The organism is uncultured Cytophaga sp. (assembly GCF_937863595.1).
In the GTDB taxonomy this organism is placed as follows: Bacteria; Bacteroidota; Bacteroidia; order Cytophagales; family Cytophagaceae; genus Cytophaga.
This window is the reverse complement of sequence record NZ_CALMGQ010000125.1, coordinates 1-16,233: the sequence shown is the minus strand read 5'-3', so window position 1 is coordinate 16,233 and position 16,233 is coordinate 1. Positions and strand designations below refer to the sequence as shown.

Annotated in this window: 10 protein-coding genes; 9 read left to right on the top strand and 1 reads right to left on the bottom strand. The window is 33.2% G+C overall.

From position 1 onward, the window contains the following. Positions 1 to 121: 121 nt before the first annotated feature. From Q0543_RS10920 to Q0543_RS10905, 4 genes are all read left to right on the top strand, one after another. Positions 122 to 1,267, top strand: coding sequence for a DNA polymerase III subunit gamma/tau (locus Q0543_RS10920; RefSeq protein WP_299252649.1), 1,146 nt, complete (start codon positions 122 to 124; stop codon positions 1,265 to 1,267). 287 nt (positions 1,268 to 1,554) lie between these two features. Continuing rightward, a complete protein-coding gene (locus tag Q0543_RS10915; RefSeq protein ID WP_299252646.1) occupies positions 1,555 to 1,842 on the top strand; it encodes a hypothetical protein in 288 nt (95 codons plus the stop codon). 69 nt (positions 1,843 to 1,911) lie between these two features. After that, complete coding sequence (locus Q0543_RS10910; protein ID WP_299252643.1) at positions 1,912 to 2,409, top strand: hypothetical protein; 498 nt, start codon at positions 1,912 to 1,914, stop codon at positions 2,407 to 2,409. Between the two features lie 20 nt (positions 2,410 to 2,429). Beyond that, the gene (locus Q0543_RS10905) at positions 2,430 to 5,375 is read left to right on the top strand and encodes a M16 family metallopeptidase (protein ID WP_299252640.1); all 2,946 of its coding nucleotides are present in this window, start codon (positions 2,430 to 2,432) and stop codon (positions 5,373 to 5,375) included. A gap of 142 nt (positions 5,376 to 5,517) precedes the next feature. On the opposite strand, the gene Q0543_RS10900 is transcribed toward Q0543_RS10905, so the two are convergent. Continuing rightward, on the bottom strand, positions 5,518 to 6,597 hold the full coding sequence (locus tag Q0543_RS10900) for an AI-2E family transporter (protein WP_299252637.1): 1,080 nt from the start codon (positions 6,595 to 6,597) through the stop codon (positions 5,518 to 5,520). A 257-nt stretch (positions 6,598 to 6,854) separates the two neighbouring features. On the opposite strand from Q0543_RS10900, the gene Q0543_RS10895 reads away from it, so the two are divergent. The 5 genes from Q0543_RS10895 to Q0543_RS10875 all read left to right on the top strand — a co-directional run. Further along, positions 6,855 to 8,087: an NADP-dependent isocitrate dehydrogenase gene (locus Q0543_RS10895; protein ID WP_299252634.1), complete on the top strand. Its 1,233-nt coding sequence runs from the start codon at positions 6,855 to 6,857 to the stop codon at positions 8,085 to 8,087. A gap of 190 nt (positions 8,088 to 8,277) precedes the next feature. Continuing rightward, on the top strand, positions 8,278 to 9,267 hold the full coding sequence (locus Q0543_RS10890; protein WP_299252631.1) for a polysaccharide deacetylase family protein: 990 nt from the start codon (positions 8,278 to 8,280) through the stop codon (positions 9,265 to 9,267). After that, positions 9,254 to 10,054, top strand: a complete 801-nt coding sequence (locus tag Q0543_RS10885) for a class I SAM-dependent methyltransferase (protein ID WP_299252628.1) — start codon at positions 9,254 to 9,256, stop codon at positions 10,052 to 10,054. The genes Q0543_RS10890 and Q0543_RS10885 overlap by 14 nt, the downstream gene beginning before the upstream one ends. 220 nt (positions 10,055 to 10,274) lie before the next feature. Next, positions 10,275 to 11,069, top strand: a complete 795-nt coding sequence (locus Q0543_RS10880) for a Cof-type HAD-IIB family hydrolase (protein ID WP_299252625.1) — start codon at positions 10,275 to 10,277, stop codon at positions 11,067 to 11,069. Positions 11,070 to 11,345: 276 nt separating this feature from the next. Further along, positions 11,346 to 16,233, top strand: a 4,888-nt coding sequence (locus Q0543_RS10875; protein ID WP_299252623.1) for a translocation/assembly module TamB, incomplete at its 3' end; no start/stop codon positions are given.

Genomic DNA, 16,233 nt, shown 5'->3' with positions numbered 1-16,233 from the left:
TGAAAGTTATTTTTTTGTTATCCATAAACAAAACGCACATTATCAAACACTTAACAACCTTCTAATCATCCCCTGTTAACAACTTTTTTACAGCATTCCTATTCTTTTAGTAAATTGCAGGATGGATAATTTTATTGTTTCAGCACGTAAATATAGACCTACAATGTTTGACAGCGTTGTGGGACAAAGCCATATTACCACTACGCTGAAAAATGCCATTAAAAACAATCACTTAGCGCAAGCATTTTTATTCTGCGGTCCTAGAGGGGTTGGTAAAACCACAAATGCACGTATTCTTGCCAAAACAATCAACTGTACCAATATTACAGCGGATACTGAAGCCTGCGACGAATGTGAATCATGTAAAAGTTTTAACAACAATGCCTCGTTCAATATTCAAGAATTAGATGCAGCATCCAACAACTCGGTAGACGATATTCGTAACTTAGTTGAACAAGTGCGCTATCCTCCGCAATACGGAAAATATAAGATCTATATTATAGATGAGGTCCATATGTTGTCTACTGCTGCGTTCAACGCATTCTTAAAGACACTTGAAGAACCACCTGCCTATGCAATTTTCATTTTAGCAACAACTGAAAAACACAAAATTATACCAACGATTTTATCGCGTTGTCAAATTTTTGATTTCAACCGTATTCAAATAAAAGATATTGCAGATCATTTAGCTACGATTGCAGTTAAAGAAAATATCAAAGCAGAAAAAGAAGCCTTACATCTTATTGCCCAGAAAGCAGACGGCGCATTGCGTGATGCACTTTCTATGTTCGATTTGATCGTCACCTTCTCTTCTGACAATACCATAACCTATAAATGTGCGATTGACAATTTGCACATTTTAGATTACGATTATTATTTCAAAATTACCGACATGCTGAATGGCCAGGATGTTGCAAATACACTATTAACGTTTGACGAAATTCTTCGTCAAGGCTTTGATGGACATAATTTTATCATTGGTTTGAGTGAACATTTGCGCAACCTGATGGTATGTAAGGACAGAGCAACAATTGCGTTATTAGAAGTTTCAGAAGAAATCAAAAAACGTTACGAGCAACAATCTTCTGCTGTAAGCATCAGTTTTTTAATGTCGTGTTTAAATGTTGGCAATCAATGCGACCTGTATTACAAAGGCAGCAAGAACCAACGCTTACATGTTGAGTTGGCTTTAATGAAAATGGCCTTTGTAAATCAAGCGATTTCTGCGACTGATTTATTGGAAGACTTAAAAAAAAAAGTAGATTAAAACGCGAATTAGCTGCGGCTGATACGCCCCTTTCAACCGCTGCAACTACCAAACCTTTAACATTAGGTGCGAAGCCTGCCAATACAACCAGTACAGTTCGAATTCCAACCTTAGGCAAAATTAAAGAAAATTTAACGCAGCCTAAAGAGGAAGTCATACAAACAAATTCAACCGAAATACTTGATACCAATTCTGGAAATCAGCAATCCTTTACCATTGCACAATTAACAACTGCTTGGAATTCATTTGCGGATACTATAAAAAGTAAAGGAATGCTAAATGAGCATATGGTACTAACAAATACAAGCATTGATTTGAAGGAAGATTTTGGGATTCATATTGTAGTTGCAAATGCAGTTCAGATGGATCAATTAGAGGGAATCAAAGTCGATTTTTTATCCTTTTTACGACGTCAGTTAAAAAACAATGCAATCCGAATACATGCAACAATTGGATATGTTGCAACTAAAGAGAAAAAGTTTTTTACAGATGACGACAAATTGAAATTTTTAATGGAAAACTATCCAGTCGTTGCTGAATTAAGAAAAAAGTTTGGCTTAGAAATAAACTATTAATTATTACAAGGATTTATAGATACTTGAATCTGGATTTGAACGTTTACTAAAAATCACCTACACTCCATCATGAAAAGATTATTCCTAATAGTTGGCTTCGCACTAGTATTAGTAGCCATTGAATGTATCACGTATTATACAATCGCTCAAAAAAAACTACCTGAATTAGCCATTCAAAATTTAATTGTAAATACCAATAGCGTTTCAGACACCATCCTATTTGGATCCACCATGTCTATTTATAATAATCCAGACAACCCAGTCACTTCGTACGACCTACATCTTTCTTCAAAAGAACATTTCACAGACCTACAGCATAAATTGGCAAAATATACACTTGTTCATGAAGCAGATTATGCTACTTATTGCGAGTCTATTGCGAAACAACATCCAGACAAACCAGAATACAGCTACGACTTAGTCAAAAACAAATCTAAACTTTATATAACTGCAATTGAAGAGGACATGTTTACGGTGACAGTAAACACAAATTGGGCATATAAAAATCAGTTTTATTACAATGAGGATCATTATTTTTGGTTTCTTTTCAATTGGATAAAAATCTAAAAACTATTTCAGCATAGACAATGAAGAATATCATTTTAATCACCGGTTTTATAGTTGGTTTTTTCTTCCAATTATCTGTTCAAGCGCAAACCGCGTTTGATACACAATCTGCAACCGATCGGAAAGGCAGACAGTATGAATATGTAAGTAACGATCCGCTTAAGGCTCGAATTTACACGCTTTCAAACGGATTGAAAGTTTACTTATCTGATTATGAAGATGCACCTCGGATACAAACGTATGTTGCCGTGCGTACGGGTAGTAGAAACGATCCCGCTGATGCGACGGGTTTAGCACATTACTTAGAACATATTTTATTTAAAGGAACATCAAAGATTGGCACATCAAATTGGTCTGCTGAGAAAACAGAATTAGATAAAATTGAAAATCTGTATGAAGTATATCGTAAGACAACAAATAATGTAGAGCGTTTAAAGTTATATCATCAGATAGATAGTATTTCTGTAGTGGCAGCAAGCTATGCCATTGCAAACGAATACGATAAAATGTTAAGTCAGATTGGCGCACAAGGAACCAATGCGTATACCTTTGTAGAGCAGACCGTATATGTAAATGATATTCCTTCAAATCAGATCCAGAAATGGGCAGAGATTGAAGCAGAGCGTTTCAGTATGGTTGTGCCTCGACTATTCCATACCGAATTAGAAGCTGTGTATGAAGAAAAGAATAAAGGATTAGATAACGATAGTAGAAAAGTTTTTGAAACAACATTTTCAGGGTTATTTCAAACAGATCCTTATGGAACTCAAACAACCATAGGTACGGTAGAGCATTTAAAGAACCCATCCATAACAGAAATTAAAAAATATTTCAACACCTACTACGTTGCGAACAACATGGCAATATGCATGAGTGGTGATATTGATTATGATTTAACCATAAGTATGTTGGAAACCTATTTTTCAAAACTACCGAAAAGAGATGTTCCAACAAAAACATTTGTAGCAGAAAAACCAATAACTTCTCCATTACAAGAAACCGTTTTAGGTCCCAATGCAGAAAGTGTTTCTCTCACCTACCGTTTAGATGTTTCGGTTCCAAATGATCCTACTTTTAGAAGCAAATTAAAACTCATCCAAATGCTTTTAACCAATGGTCAAGCAGGTTTGATAGACTTGAATATTAATCAAGCTCAGAAAGCACAAGGTGCCTACGCATATAACTTATCATTCAAAGATTATAGTTTATTGATGCTTGGCGGAAAACCGATTGAAGGGCAATCTTTAGAAGCTGTTCAGGAATTATTATTGAAACAGATGAATAATTTAATAACTGGAAATTTCAAAGATTGGTTAATACCTGCAGTGGTAAATGATTATAAAATGAATGAAATGGTTCAGTTTGAAAGCAACAAAGTACGTGCCGATGCATTTGTAGATGCGTTTGTTTGGAATATTAGCTGGAAGGATTATTTGAATGAAATCAACACATTGGAAACAATGACCAAACAAGACGTACAGGCTTTTTGTAGTATGTATTTTAAAAACAACTTCATTACTGTTTTCAAACGAAAAGGTGTAGATGCAAGCATTCAAAAAGTGCCCAAGCCAATTATTTCATCTGTACCAGTAAATCGCGAAAGTCAATCAGCATTTTACAAAGAAGTGTTCAAAACTCCTTCACCTATTATCCAACCTGTATTTGTAAACTTCGACAAAGAAATAACACTATCTAAGATCAAAAATCTGCCTATTTTATATAAGCAAAATAAAGAAAATAGTTTATTTATACAGCAGCATAAGTGGGATTTAGGAAAAATGCCTTCGCCTAGATATTCATTCATGTTGACCTATCTTAATTATCTTGGAACAGATAAATATACTGCAGAACAATTACAAGAAGAGTTTTACAAATTAGGATGTAGTTATTCGTTCAAAATTGCTGGCAATGAATTAATCATTTCTTTATCGGGTTTACAGGAAAATTATGTATCCGCATTAAGCTTATTTGAAACATTTGTAAAGAATATTAAAGCAAACGATGAAGCCTTAGAACAGATAAAATCCACGGCTTTAAAAACACGAGTAGATAATAAAACAAATAAGGATATCATTTTACGCTCTGCTATGGCAAGCTACGCGAAATATGAGGGTGTAAATCCATTTACAAACATAATCCCTGCAGAGCAATTAAAATCAATTACTTCATCCGATTTAATTCAAGAATTCAGGTCCTTATATGCATCCGCTCATGAGCTCGTATATTACGGGCCCGCTGCTTTAACAATCATAAATAAACAGATCGGAAAATTTCACACATCAAAAGGCCTTCCAATGATGCGCATTCAAACGACCTATACATTTAAACAGCCCACCAAAAACACTGTTTATTGGTGTGATTACGATATGGTTCAAGCTGAAGTATTGATATTGGCACAATCCATTTTGTTTGATGAAAAATTAATTCCTACAGCACAATTATACAACGAGTATTTTGGCGGCGGCATGGGCAGTCTTGTATTTCAAGAGATGCGTGAATCAAGAGCGTTAGCCTATTCTGTCAAGTCTACATTTGACACTCCCTACTACCCTTCTGATCCTTATTATTCAACTTCCTATATTGGCACGCAAGCAGACAAACTTAAAGATGCATTAAATGGAATGATTGAATTGATTGATTCGATGCCTAAGTCCGATTTATTATTTAGCAATTCAAAAACATCAATTTTGGAAACCATAGCAACGCAACGAGTGACAAAGATTGCAGTTCTAAACGAATACGAACGTAACAAACGCATGGGCTATACTAAAGATATACGGAAAGTTATTTATGACTCTGTTTCTACTATGCGTTTTGAGGAGATTGAAGGGTTAGAAGAAAATTACATAACCAACAAACCAAGAACGATACTAATTATTGGTTCAAAAGACAAAATCGATTTCAATACGCTGTCTCAATATGGAGAAGTAAAAGAATTGAAGTTGGAGGAGATATTTGGATATTAAAATCGACGCATAAATTCCAAATAAAAAACTAAAAAGATCCCTTGTAAGATTATTGCAAGAGATCTTTTTAGTTATTAACCATCAAGCTGAATCTTATGATTTCACTCCGTTTGATTTTTTTGAGATTTGGAATTTGACACTTTCATTCTATACCTTCTTGCTCAGATACTTTTTGAATATCATTTTCCAACCAGACTAAAAATAATTTATAAGCGATAGAGAAAATAACAGCACCTAAAAACATTCCAATAAAACCTCCTGCAACAAACCCTCCAAGTACCCCAATGAATATAATTGGCATCGGCACAGGAGCTCCCTTGCCTAATAGAATAGGTTTTAGCAAATGTTCTAATAAATACACTAACGTAAGCCACACAGCCAATAAGGTTGCTGTGAGTGGGTCTGAATTATAAAACATATAGATTACAATAGGAACAGCCAATGGCACTATGCCAATCTGTATAATAGACAACATCAAACATACTATTGTCCATACCCCAGCAAGTGGAACACCTGCCATAAAAAATCCAAATGCCGCTAAAACGGATTCAATAAAGGCAACACCAATAATACCTTTTGTAACATTTTGAATGGTCCGTTCAGCGATATGAGAAAACTCTTCACCATTTTTCCCTGCAACACGAATGAATAATTTATCAGCCAATGCAGCAGATTTTTTTGAATAGGCTAAAAAGAAGCCAGCAATCACAACCGATGCTAAGAAATGAATCAAACCTATACCCAAACCGCCAATAAAACTTAATGTTGCAATACCTAATGTTTCAATCTGAGATGCATGTTCTTTTAAAACAACAGATGAATCACTTGTTATTTTTTTAATGAAATCATATAAGGAATTATTTACTACAGGTAAACCTTTCAAATTTTCTATTAAGCTTGTAAGTTCTACAGATTTTTCTTTAGCAAGAAAGTCTGTAAATTCATTTACTAAAGAATGAATCAATAAATACGAAGGTAAAATAAACGTAACTAAAGCAACCGTTGTAATTAAAATTGCAGCCCATTTATCTGACATATTAAATCTACTTCTTAAGAAGAATAAAATGGGTGCAGCAGCAACAGATAATATAATACCTCCTAATAGAATAGATAAAAAGGGCATTAAAATTATTAGACAAAATGCAATTAAACTAAAAAACAAAATCAATCTGATTGATGCTTCAATTGAGTTTTTAACAAAATGTGTTTCTTTCTGATGCATATTTATTAAAAAGTATATAATAGTTCTTTATTTAGCATCGCAAGTTCAAGAATAAGATTGATACCACAACACATCTAAAAACCTTTATTTTCAGACACAATAACGAGCATTACCCCTCATCGATACATCTTACTTATATATATCCAACTCATAATCAAGTATTAAGAGGAAAGTGAGAATAAGCATTGAATTTTCAAGCGTTAATACGTAATATTGAAGGATTATACTTAATTAATTCAACGATATTATTAGAGAAAATGAGCGGAAAAATTAAAGTAGCGAATCCAGTTGTAGAATTGGATGGCGATGAAATGACACGAATTATCTGGAAATTTATTAAAGATAAATTGATCCTTCCATACTTGGATTTAGATATCAAGTATTATGATTTGGGAATGGAGCACCGTGATGCAACAAACGATCAAGTAACTATCGATGCTGCTGAAGCAATTAAAAAGTACAATGTAGGTATTAAGTGCGCAACAATTACACCTGATGAACAACGTGTAGTTGAATTCAAGCTTAAACAAATGTGGAAGTCTCCAAACGGTACAATTCGTAACATCTTAGATGGTACAGTATTCCGTGAGCCGATTGTTTGTAATAACGTTCCTCGTTTGGTTCCAAACTGGACAGCACCTATCGTTGTTGGTCGTCACGCTTTTGGTGATCAATACAAAGCAACAGATTTCGTAGTACCCGGCAAAGGTAAATTAACCATCAAATTTGAAGGTGAAGACGGAAAAACTATTGAGCATGAAGTTTATAAATTCCAAGGCGCTGGTGTAGCAATGGGAATGTACAATACAGATGAGTCAATCAGAGGTTTTGCGCACTCTTGTTTCAACATGGCTTTGACAAAAAAATGGCCTTTATATCTATCTACTAAAAACACCATCTTGAAAAAATACGATGGTCGTTTCAAAGATATCTTTGAAGAAATCTTCCAAGCAGATTACAAATCGAAGTTTGAAGCTGCAAAGATTGTTTACGAACACCGTCTAATTGATGACATGGTTGCATCTGCATTGAAATGGCATGGTGAATTTGTTTGGGCGTGTAAAAACTATGATGGAGACGTACAATCTGACACGGTTGCACAAGGTTTCGGTTCTTTAGGTTTAATGACATCTGTATTAGTAACTCCAGATGGCTCAACAATGGAAGCTGAAGCTGCACACGGTACAGTAACACGTCACTACAGAGATCACCAAAATGGCAAACCAACTTCTACAAACCCTATTGCTTCTATCTTCGCATGGACAAGAGGTCTTGAATTCCGTGGAAAAAAAGATGGCAATGCTGAATTGGTAAACTTCTGTCAAACACTTGAAAAAGTTTGCGTAGCAACAGTTGAAAGTGGTAAAATGACGAAAGATTTAGCTGTTTGTATTCATGGAAGCAAAGTAAAACATGGCGAGCACTATTTACATACGGAAGAATTCTTAGCTGCAATCGATGACAACTTAAAAATTGCGTTAAAGAAATAATTTCAAATTATACAATTCAATAAAAATAAAACCTCGCTACACTTTGGCGAGGTTTTATTTTATAATTACAACATACATAGCAGTTATCGATCAACATAAAATAACGTTACACAAATTAAAGTAAACTGTTTACATTAAAGGATTGACAATTCTGTTTCGCAACTGAATTCTAAAAACAATAAAGACTAAATTGAAAGGAGCATTTGTAATATCGCTAGATTTTGAATTGTATTGGGGGGTACGAGATTCTAAATCTATGGAAACATACAAAGAGCGCATCTTAGGTGTAAGAGAAGTTATTCCAGCATTACTTAATCTTTTTAAAGAATTCAACATTCATGCAACTTTTGCAAGTGTTGGATTATTAACATTTGAAGATAAAGAAACCTTGCTACAACATATGCCGAAAGAGGCTTCTACTTTTACAAATACAGCTTACAACATTGAACCAACATATCTAAAAGAATTAGGAAATTCAGAAATTGAAGACCCATTCCATTTTGGGTTTACACTCTTGAAACAAATACAAGCATCTGAAAAACATGAAATTGCATCGCACACCTTCACCCATTATTATACATTAGAAGAAGGTGCTACGCTTGATTATTTTAAAGCAGATATTGAAGCATACAAAACAAGAACGAACGAATTAGAAATCCAATTAGATACAATCATTTTTCCACGCAATCAATTTAATGTAGACTATTTAAACGTCTGTAAAGAAGCGGGATTTATAGGATACAGAGGCACAGAGAAGAATTGGATGTACCGTCCAATAAGTAGAAAAAAGGAGACAATTATTAGACGTTTGGCGAGGCTTGCAGATTCTTATATCAATATTAGTGGAATGCATTGTTACGATTGGACAAGACTGAGAGATAAAAATGGCTTATATAATATTCCATCAAGTAGATTCCTACGCCCCTATTCACATAGATTACGTGCCTTTGAATATCTACGTTTAAAAAGGATTAAAAATGCAATGACGCATGCAGCAATTAATGAAGAAATATTTCATTTATGGTGGCACCCACATAATTTCGGAAAAGATATTAAACAAAACATCGGTTTTCTGCGTTCAATTTTAGAACATCAGCAAACCTTACTAAAGATTTATGGTTTTGAATCTAGAACAATGGGTAAGTGTTATTCGATTATAAATAGTTATGAGCAACGATAAAGAAACAATCAAGCGTGCTGTTGAACGACATGATATCGACAGTAGTATTTTTCAAGGCCGATATGTAAATTTTCAACAAGGTAAATATACCGATGAGTTCATTTACGGTCGGTACCAAATGTTTGAAGAAATAGATACGATTTTAGCACAACTACCCAAAGGATCCAAAGTATTGGACTTAGGTTGTGGCACGGGTCATTTCTCCTCTTATATCAAATCATTAGGATATGATGTTACGGGATTAGACCCTTCTACAAAGATGTTAAATTATGCACGTGAAAACTTCCCTGACATCACATTTGTAGAAGGTTATTCAAACGACTTACCATTTGAGGAAAATACATTTGATTTAATTATTAGCATAGAAGTACTTCGTTATCTTGATACCAATATTGTTATAGAATCATACAAGGATATGTATCGAACGCTAAAACCAAAGGGGAAAATATTCATTACACATGTAAATACACTCGCTACGGAAGGATATTTTGTATTTTATCATTTAAAAAAAATTGCACATTCCTTTAAAGGAAAAGAATATCACAGCGCTTATTTCACAACTGCACAAAAAGAAAGGCGTGTATTAAAAGAAATTGGATTTAAAGAAATTCATTGCATAGGTCGTATGTTTGCTACGGTACGCACAGGATACAAATTTGGAAAAAAAATCGGCAAAGCATATGCAAAAATTTTAGAAACGTTTAATCCAAGACAACGTTTTACAAAAACAATGTTTAAAAATCTAGCAGGGCATTTAATAGTAATTGCTGAAAAGCAAGGTTCTTAATTATAAATTATGAATTGAACATAGCTTTTTTTAATACGCTCAGATTAATTTAAAACATCATACAATTGTTTATTTGCGATTCGTCTCAATAAATCCCAATATGAATTATAAATATCATCAAATTTTGCATTCATAATTCATAATTCATAATTCATAATTCATAATTCATAATTCATAACTCCTAATTCCTAATTCCTAATTATTTACCATGAAATACAAAATGCTTGTGCTCGACATGGACGACACATTATTGACAGATGACCATACCATATCAAAAAGAAATAAAGAAGCATTACTTAAGGCGCAAAAAATAGGCGTTTATGTTGTATTAGCATCAGGAAGACCTACCCCAGCAATGTTGAGCTATGCTGAAGAATTAAACTTAGCTGCGTACAAATCCTATATACTTGCCTATAATGGCGCCGTAATTTTATCTATGGAAGACAATACCATATTATTTGAACAGTCTCTTACAAAAGAAGAAATCCATCAATTATATGACTTTAGTATTGCCCACAATGTAGATATCATAACTTATATAGAAGGTCATATCATAAGCGAAGGCACCTCTCCGTATATTGAAACTGAAATACGTATTACCGGAATGCCGTTTAAAAAAGTAACAGACTTTAAATCTTCCGTTCACACATCAGCTATAAAATGTATTTTATTAGAAGAACCTGCATATTTAAAACAGGTTGAGGGATTACTTAAAGCTGCTATGCCCGACAAAAGTATTGCAACCTCTAAGCCATTTTTTTTAGAAGTAACGCATCATGGAATTGACAAAGCAGAGAGTTTAAAAAGATTGGCAGAACGTTTGGATATTAAACAAGAAGAAATAATTGCGGTTGGAAATGCTGGAAATGATTTATCTATGATAGAATATGCAGGCTTAGGTATATGGGTAGAAAATGTCACACCTGAATTGCGTGATAAAGCAGATTTTATTGTTGCATCAAACAATAATGATGGCGTTGCAGAGGTTGTAGAGCGATTTATATTGAACGCCTAATACATATGTATTAGGCGTTCACTTTTATTGTTAATGCAAACATACTTTATTGCAATATTATTAATATAAGAATACAAAAGTATACATTTCAAAATACTGCATACACGATACAAAATGTTACATCCTTTCATATATATCTATAAAATTTTCAATGTCTAAATATTGAAACACGAATTTCTAAGCAATATCAGCAAATTCGTGCATTTTTAAATTGTATTATATCCGAATTAGTAGTAACTTATATATACCGTAAAATTACAACATTTCGGATAATACATGACTCTTGGGAGGAAAGCACTACGCATTGCATCAAAAACACTTTTGATTATAATAGGATTATTTCTAGTCTTATTCACATCCATATGGTTAATTTTAAAAGTACCTTCTGTACAAAATTATTTAGTTACAAAAGCTACTACGTATGTTAGCAAAAAAACACATACCCGTGTAGTATTAAAATACATTGATTTAGAATTTCCAAAATCAATATTACTTCAAGGCATTTTTTTAGAAGATACAAATAAAGACACCTTAGCATCTATACAAGAAATAAAGGTAGACCTTAATATGCTTGCCTTACTTTCAAATACAATTTCGATTGAAACGTTCGAATTAAATAATTTCAATATTAGACTCATTCGAAATGATAGAGATAGTACATTTAATTATCAATTTTTAATAGATGCATTTACCTCACCAAAATCAAATGAAGTAATTGTAGACACGTCTTCCACTTCCCCTTGGACAATTAAGGCAAATAGCATATCATTGATTCAAGGTCATTTCAATATGCAAGATGCAGTAAGCGGATTGAATATTGATGCACGTATTGGCAATGTAAGTGCGGCACTAAATTTACTAGACCTGCAAAACAGTATTGTTAAACTTGGAGATATTCATATTTCTGATGTACATGGCAATATCCTTAGCACAAAATTAGCCTCCGTAGACACTTCAAGCTCTAAAGGATGGAACGGAATTCAAGTCTCAGAAATAATCATTGATAAATCTTCCTTTAACTATAAAGATGCCACCAGTAACATGTTTCTTGATTTAAGTATACAGGATTTCAAATTGAATGAAACATTTATAGATTTATTTGAACAAAAAATAATAAGTAAAGGAATCGCCTTATCAAATAGCACATTTAAAATAAACATCCCTCCTAGCGACACAACTAGTGTTGCAAAAAAAGACACGTTGAATAAAGAGTGGGATATCCAATTAGCAAATCTGAATTTGAAAGAAAATAATTTCAAGTTGGATATGTTGCAAACACCACACATTTCAAAAGGGATAGATTGGAATCATTTAGCTTTAACACAATTAAATGCTTCTGTAAACCATATTTCATATAATGGGCCGAAGATAGAAGCCAATATAGAATCGTTGAGTGTTCAAGACAAAAGTGGTTTTGGGGTACGCTCATTACAAGGAAATGCTTTTATGGATGCACATACTGCACGCTTAACTGACCTATCACTAACAACCAATCATTCACACATCGGGCAACAAATTGCAATACGATACAATTCTATCAATGATATAACATCTTCCTTAGAAGTTGATTGTTCCATGAAAGGAAATTCTGTTTCCGTAAAAGATTTATTATTACTAGTACCATCATTAGATACAGTAGAAATTATTCAAAGAAATAAAGATAAGATCGCGTCATTCGATTTAATTGCAAAAGGTAATTTAAATCAATTAAACATTCAAAAATTTAATTTTAGCACTTTAGCTACTCAAATTGAAACAAAAGGACAAATTCGTTCATTAACAAACGTAGATAAATTATTTATCGATTTAACATTCAACCCCATTAAAACTACTTCTTCGGATTTAATGGCAATACTACCAGACAGCACCATTCCAGCTAGCATACAATTACCTGAGGAAATATATTTGAAAGGAAATTACAAAGGCACCTTGTCGGATTTTGTTACAGCAGTTGATATGAGTACGACAACTGGAAATGCTTTTTTACATGCTGACATAAAGAATCTTAAAAATGAAGACCCAAGTTATGATGTCACATTACAAACCCACAACTTCAATCTAGGTAAATTATTGCAGCAATCAAGTTTAGGAATACTGAATGGATCTGTGGATGCTAAGGGCATTGGCTTTAATAAAGCAACTGCTATTGCATCTATCCATGCAGATATAGAATCCATTGAATTAAACGCATACTCCTACAACAATATCATATTTGATGGCACTATTGATAAAAGTGTAGCAAACATAACTGGTAATATTGCAGATGAAAATTTAAAAGCAACCTTAACTGCCAACGCAGACTTAAATAAAGAAACTGAATTTTACGATGCCGTTTTCAACTTAAAAGGTATTGATTTAAAAGCATTGGGCTTTACAAAAGAAGATATTACATTCTCTGCAAATACACAGATTCACTTACTAGGAGATCCAACAAAAAATATCAATGGAAATATCGCTACTCGAAACATATTAGTTATAAAAAATGGAACACGCTATAAAGAAGACTCATTAATTTTAGTTTCTATTAATGAACCTGGCAAAACCAATATGAAATTGAATAGTTCTATGTTGGCTGCTAGTATTGACGGCAAGATAGATATATTGACTATTTCAGATGCACTGAATAATCATTTAAATAGGTATTTCCATTATAATCAAACTCCCCCCAAGAAAACTGAGGCTCAAAATTTCACATTTGATATTGTATTAAATGATTCTCCATTATTAAGAGAAGTATTACTTCCTTCGCTTAATGATTATAGTCCGATGCACATTAAGGGTTTATTTAACAACGCAGAATCAAAATTAACAATCAATGCATCCGTTCCAAGAGCTACCTATGGTGATCTACATGTTGAAAATTTGAATTTCAATATCGATTCAGATGTAAATACATTAGCTTACAACTCTGGATGGAGTAAACTTTCGAATGGTGGATTTACATTACAAGAAACATTACTTTCAGGTAATGTACAGCACGACAGTATTGGCATTATTTTAAATGTAAAAAACACTACAGGAGATGAGAAGATTAATTTGAATGCATTTGTAAATATCCCTTCCCCCAATCATTATCGTTTTAGTATTCTCAAAAATGGCTTATCGTTACAAAATCAACAATGGACAGTATCTGATAAAAATTATATTGAATTTGCAACAAACTATTTATTTGCAGAACAATTTAAAATTAATAATAATGACCAGTTAATTGAATTGCAATCTACAAAAAATGGCGATGATCTAGAATTGAAATTTCAAAAATTCAATTTTCACACCCTATCACAAATTATTGAAGACGATAGTACACTCATACAAGGAGTATTAAATGGAGAAGTTCAACTTAAAAATATTCAAAATAATCCTGCATTTACTTCCAATCTAGATATACAAAATTTAGCATATAAGAACTCACGGGTTGGCAATCTAAAAATCACTGCAGATAACCTTACAACGGATCGCTATACCGCAAAAATTGAACTGACCGACTCTACAAACAAAGCAACGATCAGTGGCTATTATTTAAGTTCTGATGAAAAAAGTGCTCTAAACTTTAATGCAGATATACAATCGATACATTTAAATGCACTAGAAGCCTTTAGTGGAGAACAAATTTCGAATAGTACAGGTAAGGTAAAAGGAAACATAAAAATAACAGGCTCTATTAAAAAGCCAATATTCAATGGGGATATACGATTCATAAATGCTTCTACCAAAGTAGCTTTTATCAATCAACGTATTTTCATGAAAGACGAAACGATTAGAGTTACGCCTGAAAAAGTATCTTTTAATTCGTTTACTATTTATGACACACTTGCAAATAAGGCTACCATTGATGGTTATGTCGGTATTAAATCATTTAACGAATTACAATTTAATTTAAAGATAAACACAGACCATTTCATGGTTTTAAATACCACGGCTGTAAATAACAAATTGTATTATGGAACAGTAATTTTAGATAGCCGCATTACGATTAAAGGCGATCAAGACTTACCAATCATCAATGCTGATATTGATATTGTTAGAGGTAGTCATTTCACTTTTGCAGTACCCGACTCTAAAGTTAGTATAGATCGTGGAGATGGAGTTATTGTATTTAAAAATAACTCTTCAACCTTAGATCCAATAATGCAGAGACAAGATTCTATTCAAATTGAAACTGAAAAAATCACAGGCCTAGATGTCTCAGCCAAAATAAGTATCAATAAATTTAGCACATTAAAATTATTAGTAGATCCAATTTCAGGAGATTCGCTTTCTGTTAGAGGAGATGCTGATTTAAATTTCAAAATGGATGCAAGTGGTCAAACTAGCTTAACTGGAAGATATGTGGTTTCTGATGGAGATTATAAAGCATCTTTAGAAAACCTTATTGTCCGAAAGTTTAAAATAAGTAAAGGTAGTACAATCATTTGGAGTGGAGACCCATTAGATGCATTGGTCGATATCAAAGCTACCTATACCACCAAAACTGCTCCTGATGGCTTGTTAGCAAATTCTGCAATAATTGATTCTAGTGCTTTACGCAAACCTTTGCCATTTATTGTAGTGATGTCTATGGAAGGTGAATTATTAAAGCCTCTAATAAGTTTCCAATTAGATATGCCTGATAATGAAAAAGGAGCCTTAGGTGGTGAAGTCTATGGTAAAATAACGAGTATTAATGCAAATGAATCGGAAGTAAACAAACAAGTTTTTGCCTTATTGGTACTTAATAAATTTATTACTCCTGACAATACAAGTTCTGGCGGCTCTTCAGACTTTGCAAGACGCAGTGTAAGCAGAATGATGAGCAACGAACTTAATAAACTTTCTTCTAAATATGTTGAAGGCTTACAAATAGATGTGGATGTCCAATCCTATAATGACGGAAAACAACAGGGCAATACACAAGTTGAAGTTGGAGTTACAAAAAGCTTATTTGATGAACGCTTATCTGTTCAAATTGGTGGTAACATACCAATCGAAGGCCAAGATGCAAGTTCTAATAGTAATGCTAAAAATATCACAGGTGATGTAACCGTTGAATACAAGCTAACCAAAAATGGTCGATATAAAGCCAAAGCATTTAGAACAAATCAATACGATGGTATTTCAAATGGTACAATTGTTGAAACAGGTGCTGGGGTTATGTATATTAGGAACTTTAACCATTTTAAAGAAT

What these genes read in the sequence shown, in the direction of transcription:
- Q0543_RS10915 (WP_299252646.1), top strand. Translation starts at nt 1,555, where the DNA reads ATGGTACTAACAAATACAAGCATTGATTTGAAGGAAGATTTTGGGATT.
- Q0543_RS10905 (WP_299252640.1), top strand. Translation starts at nt 2,430, where the DNA reads ATGAAGAATATCATTTTAATCACCGGTTTTATAGTTGGTTTTTTCTTC.
- Q0543_RS10880 (WP_299252625.1), top strand. Translation starts at nt 10,275, where the DNA reads ATGCTTGTGCTCGACATGGACGACACATTATTGACAGATGACCATACC.
- Q0543_RS10920 (WP_299252649.1), top strand. Translation starts at nt 122, where the DNA reads ATGGATAATTTTATTGTTTCAGCACGTAAATATAGACCTACAATGTTT.
- Q0543_RS10900 (WP_299252637.1), bottom strand. Translation starts at nt 6,597, where the DNA reads ATGCATCAGAAAGAAACACATTTTGTTAAAAACTCAATTGAAGCATCA.
- Q0543_RS10895 (WP_299252634.1), top strand. Translation starts at nt 6,855, where the DNA reads ATGAGCGGAAAAATTAAAGTAGCGAATCCAGTTGTAGAATTGGATGGC.
- Q0543_RS10910 (WP_299252643.1), top strand. Translation starts at nt 1,912, where the DNA reads ATGAAAAGATTATTCCTAATAGTTGGCTTCGCACTAGTATTAGTAGCC.
- Q0543_RS10885 (WP_299252628.1), top strand. Translation starts at nt 9,254, where the DNA reads ATGAGCAACGATAAAGAAACAATCAAGCGTGCTGTTGAACGACATGAT.